The 16,090-nt window shown below is 67.1% G+C and carries 20 protein-coding genes; 14 read left to right on the plus strand and 6 right to left on the minus strand.

Translation table 11 applies throughout. The annotated features are described in order from the left end of the window. Nucleotides 1-35: 35 nt before the first annotated feature. Nucleotides 36-173, minus strand: coding sequence for a hypothetical protein (locus tag Q0309_RS02250; protein ID WP_299437011.1), 138 nt, complete (start codon nt 171-173; stop codon nt 36-38). 335 nt (nt 174-508) lie between these two features. Here Q0309_RS02250 and Q0309_RS02255 point away from each other — a divergent pair, with 335 nt between their 5' ends. From Q0309_RS02255 to dksA, 4 genes are all read left to right on the plus strand, one after another. Next, the gene (locus Q0309_RS02255; RefSeq protein WP_299437013.1) at nt 509-2,080 is read left to right on the plus strand and encodes a hypothetical protein; all 1,572 of its coding nucleotides are present in this window, start codon (nt 509-511) and stop codon (nt 2,078-2,080) included. A gap of 421 nt (nt 2,081-2,501) precedes the next feature. Beyond that, nucleotides 2,502-2,735: a Trm112 family protein gene (locus Q0309_RS02260; protein ID WP_299437015.1), complete on the plus strand. Its 234-nt coding sequence runs from the start codon at nt 2,502-2,504 to the stop codon at nt 2,733-2,735. Continuing rightward, a complete protein-coding gene (locus Q0309_RS02265) occupies nt 2,732-3,103 on the plus strand; it encodes a DUF971 domain-containing protein (protein WP_299437017.1) in 372 nt (123 codons plus the stop codon). The genes Q0309_RS02260 and Q0309_RS02265 overlap by 4 nt, the downstream gene beginning before the upstream one ends. 216 nt (nt 3,104-3,319) lie before the next feature. Next, complete coding sequence (dksA, locus tag Q0309_RS02270; protein WP_299437019.1) at nt 3,320-3,736, plus strand: RNA polymerase-binding protein DksA; 417 nt, start codon at nt 3,320-3,322, stop codon at nt 3,734-3,736. A gap of 82 nt (nt 3,737-3,818) precedes the next feature. On the opposite strand, the gene Q0309_RS02275 is transcribed toward dksA, so the two are convergent. Beyond that, the gene (locus tag Q0309_RS02275; protein WP_299437021.1) at nt 3,819-4,481 is read right to left on the minus strand and encodes a DUF2799 domain-containing protein; all 663 of its coding nucleotides are present in this window, start codon (nt 4,479-4,481) and stop codon (nt 3,819-3,821) included. 190 nt (nt 4,482-4,671) lie between these two features. Here Q0309_RS02275 and Q0309_RS02280 point away from each other — a divergent pair, with 190 nt between their 5' ends. After that, nucleotides 4,672-5,739 (plus strand): ChaN family lipoprotein, encoded by a 1,068-nt coding sequence (locus tag Q0309_RS02280; RefSeq protein ID WP_299437023.1) that lies wholly within the window; start codon nt 4,672-4,674, stop codon nt 5,737-5,739. A 33-nt stretch (nt 5,740-5,772) separates the two neighbouring features. Here Q0309_RS02280 and Q0309_RS18550 read toward each other — a convergent pair whose 3' ends face one another. Further along, nucleotides 5,773-6,444 (minus strand): MAE_28990/MAE_18760 family HEPN-like nuclease, encoded by a 672-nt coding sequence (locus Q0309_RS18550; protein ID WP_366940547.1) that lies wholly within the window; start codon nt 6,442-6,444, stop codon nt 5,773-5,775. After that, complete coding sequence (locus tag Q0309_RS02285; RefSeq protein ID WP_299437025.1) at nt 6,441-7,595, minus strand: DUF262 domain-containing protein; 1,155 nt, start codon at nt 7,593-7,595, stop codon at nt 6,441-6,443. The genes Q0309_RS18550 and Q0309_RS02285 overlap by 4 nt, the downstream gene beginning before the upstream one ends. Before the next feature lie 220 nt (nt 7,596-7,815). Here Q0309_RS02285 and Q0309_RS02290 point away from each other — a divergent pair, with 220 nt between their 5' ends. From Q0309_RS02290 to Q0309_RS02320, 7 genes are all read left to right on the plus strand, one after another. Continuing rightward, on the plus strand, nt 7,816-8,826 hold the full coding sequence (locus tag Q0309_RS02290; RefSeq protein ID WP_299437027.1) for a mitochondrial fission ELM1 family protein: 1,011 nt from the start codon (nt 7,816-7,818) through the stop codon (nt 8,824-8,826). Between the two features lie 55 nt (nt 8,827-8,881). After that, nucleotides 8,882-9,322 carry a DUF29 domain-containing protein gene (locus tag Q0309_RS02295; RefSeq protein WP_299437029.1) on the plus strand — a complete coding sequence of 147 codons (441 nt, stop codon included), beginning with the start codon at nt 8,882-8,884 and terminating at the stop codon, nt 9,320-9,322. A gap of 90 nt (nt 9,323-9,412) precedes the next feature. Continuing rightward, the gene (locus tag Q0309_RS02300) at nt 9,413-9,712 is read left to right on the plus strand and encodes a YggT family protein (RefSeq protein WP_299437031.1); all 300 of its coding nucleotides are present in this window, start codon (nt 9,413-9,415) and stop codon (nt 9,710-9,712) included. Nucleotides 9,713-9,723: 11 nt separating this feature from the next. After that, nucleotides 9,724-10,068: a DUF167 family protein gene (locus tag Q0309_RS02305; protein ID WP_299437033.1), complete on the plus strand. Its 345-nt coding sequence runs from the start codon at nt 9,724-9,726 to the stop codon at nt 10,066-10,068. A 42-nt stretch (nt 10,069-10,110) separates the two neighbouring features. Then, the gene (locus Q0309_RS02310) at nt 10,111-11,007 is read left to right on the plus strand and encodes a tetrahydrofolate dehydrogenase/cyclohydrolase catalytic domain-containing protein (RefSeq protein ID WP_299437035.1); all 897 of its coding nucleotides are present in this window, start codon (nt 10,111-10,113) and stop codon (nt 11,005-11,007) included. Next, nucleotides 11,000-11,782: a response regulator gene (locus tag Q0309_RS02315; protein WP_299437037.1), complete on the plus strand. Its 783-nt coding sequence runs from the start codon at nt 11,000-11,002 to the stop codon at nt 11,780-11,782. The genes Q0309_RS02310 and Q0309_RS02315 overlap by 8 nt, the downstream gene beginning before the upstream one ends. A gap of 113 nt (nt 11,783-11,895) precedes the next feature. After that, nucleotides 11,896-12,345, plus strand: a complete 450-nt coding sequence (locus Q0309_RS02320) for a host attachment protein (RefSeq protein ID WP_299437039.1) — start codon at nt 11,896-11,898, stop codon at nt 12,343-12,345. A 22-nt stretch (nt 12,346-12,367) separates the two neighbouring features. On the opposite strand, the gene Q0309_RS02325 is transcribed toward Q0309_RS02320, so the two are convergent. Both Q0309_RS02325 and Q0309_RS02330 read right to left on the minus strand, forming a co-directional pair. Next, nucleotides 12,368-12,667 carry a hypothetical protein gene (locus tag Q0309_RS02325; RefSeq protein WP_299437041.1) on the minus strand — a complete coding sequence of 100 codons (300 nt, stop codon included), beginning with the start codon at nt 12,665-12,667 and terminating at the stop codon, nt 12,368-12,370. Further along, on the minus strand, nt 12,664-13,212 hold the full coding sequence (locus Q0309_RS02330; protein WP_299437043.1) for a queuosine precursor transporter: 549 nt from the start codon (nt 13,210-13,212) through the stop codon (nt 12,664-12,666). The genes Q0309_RS02325 and Q0309_RS02330 overlap by 4 nt, the downstream gene beginning before the upstream one ends. A 269-nt stretch (nt 13,213-13,481) precedes the next feature. Here Q0309_RS02330 and Q0309_RS02335 point away from each other — a divergent pair, with 269 nt between their 5' ends. After that, nucleotides 13,482-15,584: a molybdopterin oxidoreductase family protein gene (locus tag Q0309_RS02335; RefSeq protein WP_299437045.1), complete on the plus strand. Its 2,103-nt coding sequence runs from the start codon at nt 13,482-13,484 to the stop codon at nt 15,582-15,584. Further along, a partial coding sequence (locus tag Q0309_RS02340) for a division plane positioning ATPase MipZ (RefSeq protein ID WP_299437047.1) occupies nt 15,581-16,090 on the plus strand: 510 nt, incomplete at its 3' end. The genes Q0309_RS02335 and Q0309_RS02340, both read left to right, overlap by 4 nt.

Below are 16,090 nucleotides of genomic sequence, written 5' to 3' on the forward strand. Positions count from 1 at the left end.
CGCCGTGCGGGCGGTCAGGCCCCATGCCGGTACCCTCATTGGGCCGGCGGCCGGGCCTCCGCAGTGATTGGCGCGATGGGAGCGGGTTCGCTCCGGCTGACATGCGGACAGGCATGAAGACCGATCATGGCAAGGGCGCTGCCGATGATCAGGACCTTGGGGTTGATGTGCATGGCCGGCTCCGTCGGGTTTGAGTCCTGCGGCTTGAGTCCAGAACCACCCACCATACAAGGGGACGAGTGCCGAGTCATAGGTGTGACCAACCTCACAGCCGCCGGCGCCGGCCGCACGGTAAGGACCGGGAGCGGGGGTGTATGGCGCAGCGCAACGCCGACGCCGCGCCGCCGGACGGCGCGTGGCGGCCCGTGCCATCCCGGCGCGGTTGACATTCTCGAAGGCGGATTCCTAATGTGATCTTCAGTGCGCGGCCGTGGCTTGTCTTCCGCCCGTTCCGATACCGTCGGGACCGCCCGTGGTCCCCCCACCCATTCAGGCTCAAGACAGGATCATGAGGCGGGAGTCGATCAACGAAAAGGTCCTGGAACTCCTCGGCCGATTCCAGTCGGTTGACGTCTCCAGCCTGATGGCCGAGGTCTCGCAGGTCAACGCCAACGCCATCCTCCAGTCGGGCGTGCTGGTGGACGGCAAGGGGATCGTGCGCCTGGGGCAGGTGGGCGTGATGGAAGCCCTTCTCACCCTGGCGCTGGGCGGCAAGCCGCAGATCACGCTGCCCAAGTCGATGACGCCGGTGCGCAACGCCCTGATCCTGTTCCTGAAGCTGAACAACACCGACGCCTTCGGCTATCGTCCCGACGATACGCCGGACAAGTGGGCCTTCCGCATCCTCGACATGCTGTTCATGAAGTTCGCCGAGACGAACACGTTGACGGTGCGCGACCGGCTGGTGCTGCTGCGGGTGTCGGAAAACCAGCTCTGGCAGGCCGCCTTCACCATCGCCCTGCAGCTCTACCTGCAGATGGCCAAGGAAGGGCCGCAGTTCATCCGCGGCGTCGACAAGCCGGCCATGGGCGCGGCCGCCAATGCGTTCAAGTCCGCCGTCGAGATCCGCCGCGCCCGCATCCCCAAGGTGAAGTACGGCAACCCGCTGGCCGGCTTCAAGGAGATCGTCGAGTACTCCATCGGCCAGTACTTCGAGGGCACCGACCTCAACGACGCCATGAGCCAGACGCTGGTGCAGGCCCAGCTCGGCACCGCCGGCGAGGACGGGCAGGCCCGATTCGAACAGTTCCTGGCCGACAACAAGATCACCCCCGACATGTTCCCGACCACGGTCACGGAACTGTACGCGCTGGTCGGGAAAGCGATCCAGTTCGAGCCATCGGAAGAGGAAACCGCGCTCGCCCTGTATGCCTTCGCCAAGGCGCAGGGTCAGCAGAAGCAGATCGAACGCGTCTTCGCCAACTATGCCGAGGCGACCTTCTCGGTGGCCGCCAAGCTGGCCCGCTTGGTGTCGTTCGAGGGCCTGGAGGCGGGCGAGGCGGCCAGCCTCATCACCCGCTGGATGCGCGAGACGCGGGCGTTGCGCGACATCCGCCACGCGGACGTCAAGCAGCACGTGGCGGCCATCGTCGAGGGGATGCCCAGGGACGACCTCAGCCACCTCAGCGCTTTCCGCCAGGGGCGCACCCTGTCCGGCGACATCGCCGACAAGGAGATCCAGGCCTACGTGCAGACGCGGGTCAAATTGTTGCAGTTGAACGCCGTGAACCGGAAAATGCGGCGGGTCGAGGCCGCCGTCGGCGAACAGATGGACTCGGCGGAAATCTTCATCGTCCGCCCCGGCAAGGCCATCCTCAAGGACATGACCTTTGGCGTGGAGGAGTTCTTCCGCACCCTGCGCAGCGTCTTCCGCGATATTTTCGAGGCCAGCGACAAGAGTCGCCAGATGCAGGTCCAGCAGCTCGACGCCTTCACCAAGAAGTACGGGCCGCTGTCCACCATCGCCATCCTGACGCCGCGCGATCCCTCGGTGCCCACCGGCAAGTGGATCGAAAACGCGCGCAAACAGCTCAACACCGTTCCCGCGCACGTCTACGGCACGCTGACGGCCGACACCTGATCCGACATCCGGATGATCCATTCGCACCGGCCGGCATGATGTCCGGTTCTGGCGGAGGGCACCGCTCGGCCCCCCTCCCCTGGATAGGCTACCCGATTGTCGAGTAGAGGCGCCGGGCGACCGGCGCTTCTGCTCGACAAGACGGTAAGGTCTCGAAGGGGAGGGTTTCGTCACCGACGGCGAGGTGGCCGCTGGGCAAGCGGCCCGGTCTGTCCGGCCGCGAGGTCATCCGGATCCTTGAGGCGCAAGGGTTTCGAGCGGTGATGTCGGGGCGTGGCGGTTCACTGATGGTCGCCTCCCGCTCCGGTCAAGAGTCGTACGGCTGAGACACGCCGCCGCATTGGCGTCCGGAGGGGCGGCGGCCTATATTGCACAGGACGGCCCCGCCGGGCCGGAGCAGGACCACGCAAAAGGACCCCCCATGAGCGAGACCGACACCCCCCACACCGCCGACGACACCCCCATCGACCCCAAGCTTCTCGAAATCCTGGTCTGCCCGCTGGGCAAGGGGCCGCTGGAGTACGACCGCGAGAACCGCGAGCTGATCAGCCGGCAGGCCGGCCTCGCCTATCCCATCCGCGACGGCGTGCCCATCATGCTGGTGGACGAGGCGCGGACCTTGGATGAGGCGCCGCCGGGCGCGCCGGCGGCATGAGCGAGGCCCAGGCGCCGCGCGTCCCGGTCGACATTGCCGTCAGCCGGGCCGACCACACCCTGACGCTGAGCTACGCCGACGGCACCGTGCATGTGCTGCCGGCCGAGTTGCTGCGCGTCTACAGCCCCTCGGCCGAGGTGCAGGGCCACAGCCCGGACCAGCGGCAGGTGGTGGGCGGGCGCCGTCACGTCGGCATCATGGATCTGGAGCCGATGGGCCACTACGCCCTGCGCATCGTCTTTGACGACCTGCACGAGTCGGGCATTTACCGGTGGGACTATCTGTGGGACCTGGGCTGCCACCGCGAGGCGTACTGGGAGGGCTACCTCGCGGACCTGGCCAAGGCCGGAAAGCGCCGGGATCCGTGATCAGTGCCGACCGACGACGCCGTGACGCCCCGTCCCGCGGTGGGCGCCGTGCCGACGTGGCCGTCGCGTTCGGCTTTCACCACATTTCGGCCCCGAATCCACCGGAACGCTTGCGACCGGGGAGGCGCCCGCCTATAGTCCCGCCGGTCAAGGGGCGGAGCGGGGTCCCCGCGTTGAGGGGCGCGCAAAGGCACGAAGAAGGGTTCGAGGCGGACAATGAGCGTTACGCTGCCGCCGGATTATCGGCCAAGTGAAGATGAAGACTTCATGAACGACTTCCAGCGCGAGTACTTCCGCATAAAGTTGCTGAAGTGGCGCGCTGAACTGATCAAGGAAGCCGAGGAAACGCTTGAGAATTTGCAGGACGGCGGCCTTCAGGAATCTGATCTGGCCGATCGCGCCTCTGCGGAAATGGACCGCGCCCTGGAACTGCGCGCCCGCGACCGCGCCCGCAAGCTGATCTCGAAGATCGATTCTGCCCTGCAGCGGGTGGCCGAAGGGACCTATGGGTATTGCGAGGAAACTCACGAGCCGATCAGCCTGCGCCGGCTGGAGGCCCGCCCCATCGCCACCCTGAGCCTGGAGGCCCAGGAACGCCACGAACGCCGCGAACGCACGCATCGGATGGAATAGCGCGCGGTCCGGACGCGGTGCACCGGATCGGGTCGCGCAATCGCGGTTCTCCCTCCGTCCCCGGCACACAGCGATCGTCGCCTCAGCGGAACCGGACGTGGGACCGGTACGCCTCCAGTTCGCGCCGCGCGGCGTCCAGGTCGCGGCGCAGATGGGTGCGGCGCTCGCGCAGGGTCCCCTGCTGTTCCGCCAGACGTCGCAGCTGCACGTGCAGTTGCTCGCGCGCCCCCGGGTCCAGATCCCCAGCCGCCAGCCGGTCTTCGCGCGCGTGCATGTCGTCGGCCACGCGATCGAGGTCGCGCCGGAGCCGGTCCAGGTCCCGTTCCAGGGCCTCGACAGCCTGCCGGTGCTCGTACAGGCCCCGGCCGGCCCGGTAAGCGGACAGGAATGCGCCTTCAAGGCTCGGCGGACAGACGCCCCGGTAGGTCCGCCCCGAGGCGCCCAGGTCGAATCCGTTGCCGGGCTGGCAGTAAACCTGGACGCCCGACGCCCAGCCGGTGCGATAGGCGGTGGGATTGGGGCTGACGCCATGGTCGGCGCAGGCCTCGAAGTGATCGCCCAGGCGCGCTTGGGAGCGACCGTGGAGGCCATCCGAATACCCGATGGCGGCCCAGTCGCCGCGCAGGCACTCTTCCCGGCTCAGGCTGGCACAGCCGGTCACGACCACCATGGCCGCCAGCACGCCGACGCCGGCCAGACGGCGCCGCAGGCGCGATGCGATCTCCGCTGGTGCTGTCCTCGCCATGGTCCGTGTCCCACACCCGGAGCCGCCCGCCGGAACGGACGGCCATGTCCCCAAGGATACCCCGGGAAATGCGGCACCACCTTGGCGGATCGGGGCAGGGCCAAGGGGTTCGACACATGGCAATCGACCCTGGACATCCCATATGATCGGTGCGCCGCCCGTCCGTTGTCCTTTCGCCCTGGTGCCGCCGATGCTCCCGATCCGCCGTCTCGCCGCGCTGTGCGCGCTGGCCCTGCTGTCGCCCCTTCTGCTCGCCATGCCCATGACGTCCGCCCGCGCCGCCGATCCGCCGTGGTCCCATCCCTGGATGACGGACATCCGCGCCGACCATCCGCTGGTGGGACGCATTCTGGACGCCCGCACCGGCGCCGCTCTGGACCCCGAGGCGGTGACCGAAAGGCTCGCCGGCGCCGATCTGGTGATCCTGGGCGAGAAGCACGACAACCCCGACCACCACCGCGCCCAGGCGTGGCTGCTGGAGCGCATGGTCTCGGCGGGGCGCCACCCGGCGGTGGTGTGGGAGATGCTCGACGCCGGCCAGGGGGCGGCGTTGGCCGACTATCTGGTCCGCCCGGACGCCGACGCCCCCGGCCTGGGGCCGGCCGTGGACTGGGGCGAGAGCGGCTGGCCCGACTGGGCCCTCTATCAGCCCATCGCCGCCGTGGCGCTGGACGCCGACCTGCCCCTGCTGCCCGGCAACCTGCCGCGCGCCGACATCCGCCGCGCGGCGATGGAGGGCTGGGAGGCGGTGGTCGGCGCCGAGGGGCTGGCGCCGCGCGCGCTTGATGTGCCGTTCCCGGACGCGCTGCGCGAGGCCTTGGGCGCCGAGATCCTGCGCGGCCACTGTGACATGCTGCCCGAGTCCGCCCTGCCCGGCATGATCGCCGCCCAGCGCCTGCGCGACGGCGAGATGGCCCGCGCCCTGCTGGTGGGGGCGAACCTGGAGGAGACCGACGGCGCCGTGCTGATCGCCGGCAACGGCCATGCCCGGGCCGACCGGGCGGTGCCGTGGGTGCTGGGGCATCTGGCCCCGGAGGCCTCGGTGCTGTCGGTGGGCGTGCTGGAGGTGCCGGAGGACCTGCCCGCCGATCCCGCTCCGGCGGACCTGCGCGACACCGACGCCGACACCGGCCCACCGCCCTTCGACCTGGTCGTCCTCACCCCGGCGCTGGAGGACGTGGACCCGTGCGAGAAATTCCGCGAGCAGCTGGAGCGGATGCGCGAGCGGCATGAAGGAGGGGGCGGCAAGAATGATTAGCAGAACGCAGGAGAATAAACTACATATTACACTCTATTTGCTCGAACAAAGGTATTTCTGCTCGGCGACTTTGCTTGAAACCGACGCCTTAAACAACAGCATCATCTCGAGAGTCTGATCAATAAACTTTTTTACTTCGCTCTCGCCCTTTACATTTCTGGAGCTAAGGTATATTTCTTCACCATGCGCGATGCTGTTTCGACGTGACAAAAGAAACTTATCGAGAAACAACTCGTGCTTCAAAAAATCGCCGTAATCAAGTGAGCACAAATAACAGAGCTCCTTTAATACATTTGAGTTCAGGTTGCTTCTTGCGTCAACCAACGACGAATCAACATGAGTGCACCTGTTGTGTTGAGATGATATTATTTCATCTATGTGTCCTGATATGCTAATGAGATTTGCTCCGGCACCAAACATGCTCTTTGTTTTCTTCAAGAACGAGTTGATGTATATCTGGCGTTCAAGGTCGGAGTAGGGTAAGCCTAAGGTTTCAAGATATTGAAAGTACTTGAGAATACAAAATCGAATGTAACCTTCGAAATGGGCATAAAGCAATGGGATTAGAGCCCGAGTAAGGACGTTTGCGCGAGCCTCATCAGAAGATTTTATTACGGAGTGGAGCTCGGAAAGCTCGTGGCGACGCCAAGAAAGATCAGCGTCAAGTTGATACAATAAATCATTCGATGTTCTAGGTTTGCTCATGACGAGAAAAGCTCATCCCCGAATGAAATAGTCCTCTGGATGCGGACCGTACCCCTGAGTCCTGGCGATAGGAAGTTTGATATACTCGGTAAGGTCCAGAAATAATCAATTCTTTCTCTAACAAACTCCACTGGATCAGGCCTGCGAAACACTACTTCAATATTTCTGGCCAGACCAATTGCAAGGCATTCGAAGGCAGCACGTCCAACTCTTCCAACGTGCTTTCCACCTTCCAACCGCTTTAGAGCTTTATCACCAAATGCTGCATAAAGAATATCAAACGTTTTCGTGAATGTTTGCCACGCTTCGACATCTACCCCCTTCTCAGCTAATTTAATAATCCCGTCGTCTATATACTCTTCAACATCCAGCTTCCCGTCATATGGGATATAAGTATGAACAAAGAATCTGGTGGCGAATTCTATGTGGCGTTGTCGGGTTATTTGATCAGAAGAAGCTGACAATATTTCAATGAACTTTTCGTATTCTGCAGCTCTCTTGATGAAATCAAAGTACTGAGGGTTAACCATAATTATGATACAGTTCCTGACCTCTTGCGGATTCGCCGGCACTCCGCCCGAGTTCAACCTTTGAAAAAGATCGTATTTCGTTCTATTGTCAGACGGCCGCTTTAAGATCTCAACGCCAATTCTCGCTCGCCGTATATCAAGCTGTTGTGGCTTTTTCAGGGGGATTTGACTTTCCACAGGAACATCATGTATTTTGTCTGAGGCTTCCCACACCGCGTTATAAAGAGATGGCAGGTACTTTGTTGCCTCACAGCAAGAAGGTGGCAACAACTCTTCCGAGTCAGGATCCCTCAGCAACCCCATAAATTCAAGAATGGTGGATGTTCTTTGAAGTCCATCAATTATCTCCCACTTGGAGTCTTCCCTTTCGTATACGAATATTGATGGAACCGGGATTCCAAGCAAAATGGACTCAATGAATCTTGACTTTTGGCCAGAGTTCCACCGAAATAATCTCTGGAAGTCGGGGTTAATTATAACCTCTCTGTCTCTGTACATGCTGGCGATCTCACCAACAGACATTTGATAAGCTTCTGTTTTTACAAGTCTCCGGGCGATTTCAAGTTCGTCTTCGAGCATCAAATAGCGCCTTCCTAACACGATACCAAACTCGTACACCATAGTCTGCCTCCGAGCATTAGGTCAAGTCGTCTTCCGCGATCAATTTTTGGTCATTGTCGCTCGTGTGTATGCGACGTAGTTTGAATTTTCGGGAGGGGTTTAATACGGTTGGCAGAATGGAAGCAAACCATCACAATCTTTCGTGTTGCGTCGGATCTGCGCCTATAATAGGTGTTTTTCCGGTTAATACGGACACTTGTACTAGACTGTGGTCACCGTGATGCCAGCCCGCCCCCCCTCCGTCTGGGCGCTGCTGGACGGGCTCGCCGGGTCGAACGCCCAGACGCGGGGCGTGGTGCGGGCACTGGGCCTGCCGTGCCTGGAACTGCCCCTCGCCTACGCGCGCGAATGGCCGTGGCAGCGCTTGGCCGGCCACGTGCGGCCGACGCCGGAGACGCGCGCCCACCTGCTGGCCGCGCCGCCGCCGCGCCTGATCGTGACCACCGGGCGGCGCGCCGGCGCGGTGGCGCGTGGGCTCAAGCACGCCCTGGCCGCGCGCGATGGGCGCGCGCCGCGCCTGCTGCACATCCAGGACCCGCGCTTCGGCCACGACGATTTCGACCGCCTCATCGTGCCGGCGCACGACCGCCATGTGGAGCGCCTGACACGCCGCCCCAACGTGACCGTGGTGACCGGCGCGCCGCACCCGCTGACCGTCGAGCGCCTGGCTGCGGCGGCCGACGACTGGCGTTCGGCGGTAGCCGCCCTGCCCCGCCCCTGGATCGCCGTCCTGGTGGGCGGCGATTCCGGCCGCCGCCGGCTGGACGCGCCGGTGGCCCGGCGGCTGGTGGAGCAGGCGCAAGCCCTGGCCCGGCGCGCGGGCGGGTCGCTGATGGTCACCACCAGCCGGCGCACGCGACCGGACGCCGTGGCCGCGCTACACGAGTCCTTGGGCGCGTCCCTGAGCGGCCCGCACCGTCTTCACGCCTGGACACCGGATCCGGCCGGCAACCCCTACCTTGGCTTCCTGGGGCTGGCCGATGGTGTCATCGTCACCGGCGATTCCATGTCCATGCTGACCGAGGCGACGACGCCCGCCAAGCCGCTCTACATCTTTGCTCCGCCCGGGTGGGCGCGCGCGCCGCACGCCCGCTTTCACGCGCAGCTGGTCGAGGCGGGGGCGGCCCGGCCGCTGGACGACGAGACGCCCTGGCAGGCGTGGACCGGCGTGCCCATCAACCCGGCCGCCACCATCGCCGCCGAGGCGCGGGCGCTGCTGGACCTGGCTTGACGGGCATCCAGGCGGGCCGGATGCTGTCACCCTGTGAGGATGCGGAGGACCGCGCATGTCCACCCTGTACGATCAGGACTTCCACGCCTGGACCCAGGAACAGGCCGCGCTGTTGCGCGCCGGCCGGCTGGCCGAGGCCGACGTCGCCCATCTTGCCGAGGAGATCGACAGCATGGGCCGCACGGAACGGCGCGAACTGGTGAACCGGCTGGTGATCCTTCTCTTGCACTTGCTGAAATGGCGGGTTCAACCAGCGCGGCGCGGCAATTCGTGGCGCCTGTCGGTCAAGGAACAGCGGCTGCGCCTCGCGGCTCATCTTGAGGACAATCCGAGCCTCAAGGGCAATCTCGACGCCGCCATCGCCCGCGCCTGGCGTCTGGCCCGCATCGAGGCGGAACGCGAGACCGGCCTGCCGGAGACCACGTTCCCGGCCGAGTGCCCGTTCAGCGTGGCCCAGATGCTGGACGATGCCTTCTGGCCCGAGGCGGACGGGTAGGCGCCTCCACCCCATCCCGAGATTCCCACGCACGCCGTTTTCGACTAGGGTCGCCGCCGTTCACCCATAGACATCAGGGAACCGCCATCCATGGACGTCATCCTCGTCCCGCTGTTCAGCATCGTTCTGATCGTCATCAACCTGTACATCTGGGTCATCATCATCCAGGCGGTGCTGTCCTGGCTGGTGGCCTTCAACGTCATCAACGGCTACAACCGGTTCGTCGCCACCGTGGGCGAGGTTCTGCACCGGCTGACCGAACCGGCGCTGGGGCCGATCCGCCGCCGGATGCCGGCCCTGGGCGGCATTGACCTGTCGCCGGTGGTGCTGATCCTGGTCCTGATCTTCCTGCAGATGGTCATCGAGCAGTTGATGATCCGGATGGTGTGAGGGCCGGCCCGGTGAGCGCCGGTGCCGAGACCGATGTCCTGCCGCTGACCGCCGACGCCGAGGGCGCGCGCCTGTCGGTGCGCCTCACTCCCCGGGCGGCGCGCGACCGCGTCGAGGGCATCGCGCTGGACGCCGACGGGCGGGCGTGGCTGCGGGTCTCGGTCACCGCCGCGCCCGAGGCCGGCAAGGCCAACGCCGCCCTGGTGGCGCTGTTGGCCAAGACCTGGAAGCGACCCAAGAGCGCCATCCGGGTCGTCGCCGGCGCCACCGACCGCCGCAAGACCTTGCACATCACCGCCGACACGGCGACAGTCGACACGTTGGCGCGGCACCTGGCCGGCCTGCCCCGGCGTTGAGCGCCCCTGGACCCACGTTCCGCACTCCAAGGGAGACCCGCCATGGCCACAGGCGCGCGCGTGATCGAGGGCCAGGCCACGGCCCGCGAGATGCTGTGGGACGTGCATCAGGACGTCCGCGACCTACACTCCGAACACCGCCTGACCGTCACCCTGGCCATTGTGGTTGTGGGCAACGACCCCAACACCCTGCGCCTGATCGAGAACAAGACGGCGCGCGCCGAAGAGGCGGGGGTGCGCGCCCAGCTCCACACCCTGCCGGCGGACACCACGGATCCCGAGGTCATCACCGTCATCGACGGCCTGAACAACGACGATTCGGTGCATGGCATCCTGGTGCAGCATTACATGCCCCGCTACCGCGACGCCCGCCGCCTGATCGAGGCGGTCGATCCGCGCAAGGACGTGGACGGCTTCCACACCCGCAACGCCGGCCTGCTGGCCAACGACGTGCCGGCGTTCGTGCCCTGCGAGGCGTTGGCCGGCGTCCACCTGCTGAAAACCTTTGTCGAGTCGCGCCCCATCGGCTGGCACGCCGTCGTGGTCGGCGACACCCACCGCACCGGGCGGCCGATGGCGCGGCTGCTGCTGGGTGAGCGCTGCACAGTCACCATTGCCCACGAGGACACCCGCGATCTGACCGAGATCTGCAGCCAGGCCGATATCCTGATCGCCGCCACCAACCGGGCCGGCATGATCCGCGCCCGCCACGTCAAGCCGGGGGCGGCGGTCATCGATCTGGGCCGCAGTCGGGTGACGGTGAACGACGAGCTGCGCATTGTCGGCGACGTCCGCTTCGACGAGGTGCGCGAGGTGGCCGGCTGGGTCACCCCGGTGCCGGGCGGCGTCGGCCCGGTGGCCATCGCCATGCTGATGCGCAACGTGGTCACTGCCTGCCGGCGCCAGAACCGTCTGGACGAAAAGGCGCGCCATGGCTGACCCGGGGACGGACGGAGCGGTTTCGCGCATCCTGGTGGTGGACGACACCGCCGACATCCGCGACCTGCTGGCGCGCTACCTGGGGCAGCATGGGTTCGCGGTGGACACCGCCGCCGACGCGGCCGCCGCTCGCGCCGTCCTCTCCGGCCCGGCCGAGCGCCGCCCGGATCTGGTGATCCTCGACCTGATGCTGCCGGGCGAGGACGGCCTGTCGCTGTGCCGGGCGCTGCGCGCCGATCCGGCCACGGCGGCGCTGCCGGTGGTCATGCTGACCGCCATGGGCGAGGAGACCGACCGGGTCGTGGGCCTGGAACTGGGCGCCGACGACTACATCGCCAAGCCGTTCAATCCGCGCGAGTTGCTGGCCCGCGTCCGCGCGGTGCTGCGCCGCGCCGGACCCCGAACCGGGTCCGGTGAGGGCGCGGCCGGCGCGCCGGCCGACCGCCTGCCGCCGGCGGGGCGGGTGCGCTTCGACCGCTGGATCCTGGACCTGGGCCGGCGCGAACTGGAGGGACCGGACGGCGTGGCGGTGGCGCTGTCCAGCGGCGAGTTCTCCATGCTGCGGGCGTTCGTCGAGCATCCGCAGCGGGTGCTGACCCGCGACCAGTTGCTCGACCTGGCGCGCGGGCACAACGCCGCCGTCACCGACCGCTCGATGGACACCCAGGTCAGCCGCCTGCGCCGCAAGATCGAGGCCGACCCCAAGGACCCTGCACTGCTGAAAACCGTGTGGGGCGGCGGCTACGTGCTCGCCGTGCCGGTGGAGCGGGTGTGATCCCGCGATCCCGGATGGAGCCCAGGGCGGCGCCATGCGTTTCCTCCCTGTCTGACATTGTGGGAGCCCCAATCCCACACGACAGGCACAGACCTTGGCGCAGGAGGTGAGCGATGACCAAACCAACCACATGGGTGCTGGTGGCCGATGCCCAGCGGGCGCGCCTGTTCGAGGTGGAGGCCGGCGGGCGGCGTCTGGGGCGGTCGCCGCTGTGGGAGACGTCAACCGACGTTCCGCCCTCGCGCGAAATCACCAGCGACCGGCCGGGCCGGACGTTCGACAGCGGCGGCGAGGGGCGCCACGCGCACGAGGCGCCGACCGATCCGCAACGGCTCGAAAAATACCGCTTCGCCAGAACCGTGGCCGAAGCGCTGGGCGATGGCCAGAGGCGCGAGCAGTTCGCCCGCCTGATCGTTGTCGCGCCGCCAAAGATGCTGGGCGACCTCCGCCACGAGTTGACGGACGCCGTGCAGCAGCGCGTGGTGGCCGAATACGACAAGGACCTGTCGAAGTTGCCACCGGAGGACATCGAGCGGCACCTGGACCTCGGTCCGCCGCTGTAAGCCGCCCCAAGGGGGGGGCCGCCTACTGCCGCTGCCCTGCCTCCTCCATCAGGAACGGCGGCGCCGTGCGCGGGCAGCGGGGCAGGCCGCGCCATAGCCGCCCCTGGCGGTCGTAGAAGCAGTGGGCTTCCGGCACCATGGCGTCGCTGGGCCGGGCCATCTTCGGGCATTCGGCGTGGCCGGCCAGCATGTGGCCGTCGGCGTCGTACAGGCAGAGCATGACGCTGGGGCCGAGCGGCGCGTCCGCCGCGCCGGCGTACGCCGGGGTCAGGATCGTGGCCAGCGCCAGCACCGCCACGGTTTTTGCGAGGCGCCCTCTCATCGCACCGCCGCGAGGCCGGGCGCGCGCGCCAGCAGGCGGAACGCCGGCAGCAGCGCCAGCGCCACGGCGATCTTGACGGCGAAGTCGCCGGTGGCCCAGCCGATCCACGGCAGGCCGGTGCCGGCGAAGGCCAGCGAGAAGAAGACCACCGTGTCCAGCGCCGAGCCGAGAAACGACGACACCAGAGGCGGCAGCCACCACACCCGCTCGCGCAACCGGTCGAACACCCGCACGTCCAGCGTCTGCGCCAGCAAAAAGGCGGTGCCGGAGGCCAGCGCGATGCGCGGCGTGGCCAGCACGATCGACAACACCACCGCCAGCGCGAAGCCGACATAGACCACGCGCCGCGCCCGCGCCGGGCCGAAGCGGCGGTTGGTCAGGTCGGTCACCAGGAAGGCGACGGGATAGGTCAAGGCCCCCCAGGTCAGCCAGTCGTTGATGGGATAGCCGACCAGGATGTTGGAGGCCACCACCACCACCGCCATGGCCGCCACGGGCAACACCAGGTCGATCCACGGCGCGCGCCAGCGTTCGGTCTCGGTCATCGGAAACATGAATCCTTTCAAGGTTTTCAGAGCCCGCCGCAGCCGGCACCCGAAGCGTCCTGGATCACACAGCTTTATGACGCCTTCGTGGCGGGGTCCCGGTCCAGGGCGGACGGCGACTCGGGGACGTGATCGCCGTTGCGGGCGCCGTCAACTCCTTGTACAGTGTCGAAAGGCTACCCCTTGCGGTCGATGCCCACATGGCCCCCAAGGTCTTGGCGCCGACTCGAGCGGCACCGCAGCGAACCGCAGCGAAAGGACCGCGCCCGATGGCGGTGGAGATCGTTCGGTCCACCTGTCCGCATGACTGCCCCAGCGCCTGCGCGCTGGAGGTGGAACGGCTCGCGCCCGACCGCATCGGCCGCGTGCACGGCAGCCGCGCCAATCCATACACCGACGGCGTCATCTGTGCCAAGGTCGCCCGCTATGCCGAGCGGGTGCACAACCCGCACCGCCTGACCACGCCGCTGCTGCGCGACGGGCCGAAGGGCTCGGGCTGTTTCAAGCCCATCGGCTGGGACGAGGCGCTGGACCGCGTCGCCGAGGCCTTCGACGCCGCGCGGCGCCGCCACGGCCCGCAAGCCATCTGGCCGCACAACTACGCCGGCACCATGGGCCTGGTGCAGCGCGACGGCATGGAGCGCCTGCGCGCCCTGCTCGGCACCTCGCTGCAGGACGGCACCATCTGCGTCGCCCTGGCCGATGCCGGCTGGAAGGCGGGGGTCGGCCACAAGTGGGGCGTCGATCCGCGCGAGATGGTCGACAGCGACGTTATTGTTCTGTGGGGCCTGAACGCCGTGCACACCCAGGTCAACGTCATGACCTGGGTGGCCAAGGCCCGCAAGGGCCACGGCGCCAAGCTGGTGGTGGTCGATCCCTACCGCACCGCCACGGCCGAGAAGGCCGACGTGCACCTGATGCCGCGCCCGGGGACCGACGCCGCCCTGGCCTGCGCGGTGATGCATGTGCTGTTCCGCGACGGGTTGGCCGACCGGGACTACATGGCCCGCCACACCGACGACCCGGACGGGCTGGAGGCGCACCTGAGGGACCGCACGCCGGCCTGGGCCGAGCGCGTCACCGGCATCCCGGCGGCCGAGATCGAGGCCTTCGCCCGCCTGTACGGCGGCACCAAGCGGGCGTACCTGCGCGTCGGCTACGGCTTCACCCGCCAGCGCAACGGCGCGGCGGCCATGCACGCCGTCAGTTGCCTGCCGGCCGTCACCGGCGCCTGGGCGCACCGGGGGGGCGGCGCGCTGTACAGCATGTCCGGCCTGTTCCCGGTGGATACCAGCCTGATCACCGCCGCCGACCACCGCGACGGCACCCAGCGCTGGCTGGACCAGTCGCGCATCGGCGCCGTCCTCACCGGCGAGCGCGGCGCGCTGCTGGGTGGGCCGCCGGTCACGGCCCTGCTGATCCAGAACACCAACCCGATGGTCGTGGCGCCGGACAGCACCCGCGTGGCCCAAGGCTTCGCCCGCGAGGACCTGTTCACCTGCGTGCACGAACAGCACCTGACCGAGACCGCCCGCATGGCCGACGTGGTGCTGCCGGCCACGACGTTCCTGGAACATGACGACCTGTACAAGGCCGGCGGCCATACCTTTTTGGGCGTCGGTCTGAAGGTCCTGGAGCCACCGGGCGAGGCCCGCTGCAACCACGATGTGCTGCGGGACCTGATGGCGCGGCTGGACGCGCCCGCGCACGTGGCCAACGAGATGAGCGCCCGCGAACTGGTCGAGGAGACGTTGCGCCTGTCCGGCCTGCCGCGCGCCGACGAGATCGCCGCCCAGGGCGGGGTGGACTGCGCCGCGTCGTTCGAACGCCACCACCTTCTGACCGGCTTCGGCCATCCCGACGGACGCTTCCGCTTCCATGGCGCCTGGCGCGGCGCGCAGGCGGCGGTCATGCCGGACCTGCCCGACCAACTCGACGTCATCGAGGCGACCGACGAGACGCACCCCTTCCGCCTGGTCACCGCCCCGGCGCGGAACTTCCTCAACACCAGCTTCAACGAAACGCCGACAGGGCGCCGCCTGGAAGGCCACCCGACGGTCATGGTCCATCCCGCCGACGCCGACCGGCTCGGCCTGAGGGACGGCGATCCGGTGCGGCTCGGCAACGCCCGGGGCAGTGTGACCGTGCACGCCCGCCGCTTCGCCGGGCTGCGGCCGGGGACGCTGGTGGTGGAAAGCCTGTGGCCCAACGACGCCTTCGCCGAGGGCGTGGGCATCAACGCCCTGGTGGGCGCCGATCCGGGACCGCCCAACGGCGGTGCCGCGTTTCACGATTGCGCGGTGTGGCTGCGCCCGGCTTCGGCCGAAGCCGACGCCACCCCGCGCCCCGCTCTGGAGGCCGTGAGCCCATGAACATGGTGTCCGACATGATGCGCCGTTCGCCCACCGCGCCGCGCGTGGTGGTGGTCGGCAACGAAAAGGGCGGCTCGGGCAAGTCCACCGTCGCCATGCACCTGTTGGTCGGGTTCCTGCGGGCCGGCTTCACCGTCGGCAGCATCGACCTGGATGCCCGCCAGGGCACCCTCTCCACCTATGTCTCGAACCGTGAGGCCTACGGCCACCGCTTCGGCCTGCATCTGCCCATGCCGACGCATCAGTCCATCCAACTGTCGGGACACGAGGCCGGCGACCGCAACCGCCTCGACGACGCGGTGGAGGCGCTCTTGACCGAATGCGACCTGGTGCTGATCGACACGCCGGGGGCCGACAACCACCTGTCGCGCGCCGGTCACGCCTGGGCCGATATCCTGGTCACGCCGCTCAACGACAGCTTCATCGACCTGGACGTGCTGGCCAAGGTGGACCCGGCCAGTATGCGCATCCTGCGCCCCAGCCACTACAGCGAGATGGTCTGGGAC

Source organism: uncultured Rhodospira sp. (assembly GCF_937138205.1).
GTDB lineage: Bacteria > Pseudomonadota > Alphaproteobacteria > Rhodospirillales > Rhodospirillaceae > Rhodospira.

What these genes read in the sequence shown, in the direction of transcription:
- Q0309_RS02255 (WP_299437013.1), top strand. Translation starts at nt 509, where the DNA reads ATGAGGCGGGAGTCGATCAACGAAAAGGTCCTGGAACTCCTCGGCCGA.
- Q0309_RS02260 (WP_299437015.1), top strand. Translation starts at nt 2,502, where the DNA reads ATGAGCGAGACCGACACCCCCCACACCGCCGACGACACCCCCATCGAC.
- dksA (WP_299437019.1), top strand. Translation starts at nt 3,320, where the DNA reads ATGAGCGTTACGCTGCCGCCGGATTATCGGCCAAGTGAAGATGAAGAC.
- Q0309_RS02310 (WP_299437035.1), top strand. Translation starts at nt 10,111, where the DNA reads ATGGCCACAGGCGCGCGCGTGATCGAGGGCCAGGCCACGGCCCGCGAG.
- Q0309_RS02285 (WP_299437025.1), bottom strand. Translation starts at nt 7,595, where the DNA reads ATGGTGTACGAGTTTGGTATCGTGTTAGGAAGGCGCTATTTGATGCTC.
- Q0309_RS02330 (WP_299437043.1), bottom strand. Translation starts at nt 13,212, where the DNA reads ATGACCGAGACCGAACGCTGGCGCGCGCCGTGGATCGACCTGGTGTTG.
- Q0309_RS02290 (WP_299437027.1), top strand. Translation starts at nt 7,816, where the DNA reads ATGCCAGCCCGCCCCCCCTCCGTCTGGGCGCTGCTGGACGGGCTCGCC.
- Q0309_RS02265 (WP_299437017.1), top strand. Translation starts at nt 2,732, where the DNA reads ATGAGCGAGGCCCAGGCGCCGCGCGTCCCGGTCGACATTGCCGTCAGC.
- Q0309_RS18550 (WP_366940547.1), bottom strand. Translation starts at nt 6,444, where the DNA reads ATGAGCAAACCTAGAACATCGAATGATTTATTGTATCAACTTGACGCT.
- Q0309_RS02280 (WP_299437023.1), top strand. Translation starts at nt 4,672, where the DNA reads ATGCTCCCGATCCGCCGTCTCGCCGCGCTGTGCGCGCTGGCCCTGCTG.
- Q0309_RS02300 (WP_299437031.1), top strand. Translation starts at nt 9,413, where the DNA reads ATGGACGTCATCCTCGTCCCGCTGTTCAGCATCGTTCTGATCGTCATC.
- Q0309_RS02250 (WP_299437011.1), bottom strand. Translation starts at nt 173, where the DNA reads ATGCACATCAACCCCAAGGTCCTGATCATCGGCAGCGCCCTTGCCATG.
- Q0309_RS02295 (WP_299437029.1), top strand. Translation starts at nt 8,882, where the DNA reads ATGTCCACCCTGTACGATCAGGACTTCCACGCCTGGACCCAGGAACAG.
- Q0309_RS02325 (WP_299437041.1), bottom strand. Translation starts at nt 12,667, where the DNA reads ATGAGAGGGCGCCTCGCAAAAACCGTGGCGGTGCTGGCGCTGGCCACG.
- Q0309_RS02275 (WP_299437021.1), bottom strand. Translation starts at nt 4,481, where the DNA reads ATGGCGAGGACAGCACCAGCGGAGATCGCATCGCGCCTGCGGCGCCGT.
- Q0309_RS02335 (WP_299437045.1), top strand. Translation starts at nt 13,482, where the DNA reads ATGGCGGTGGAGATCGTTCGGTCCACCTGTCCGCATGACTGCCCCAGC.
- Q0309_RS02320 (WP_299437039.1), top strand. Translation starts at nt 11,896, where the DNA reads ATGACCAAACCAACCACATGGGTGCTGGTGGCCGATGCCCAGCGGGCG.
- Q0309_RS02315 (WP_299437037.1), top strand. Translation starts at nt 11,000, where the DNA reads ATGGCTGACCCGGGGACGGACGGAGCGGTTTCGCGCATCCTGGTGGTG.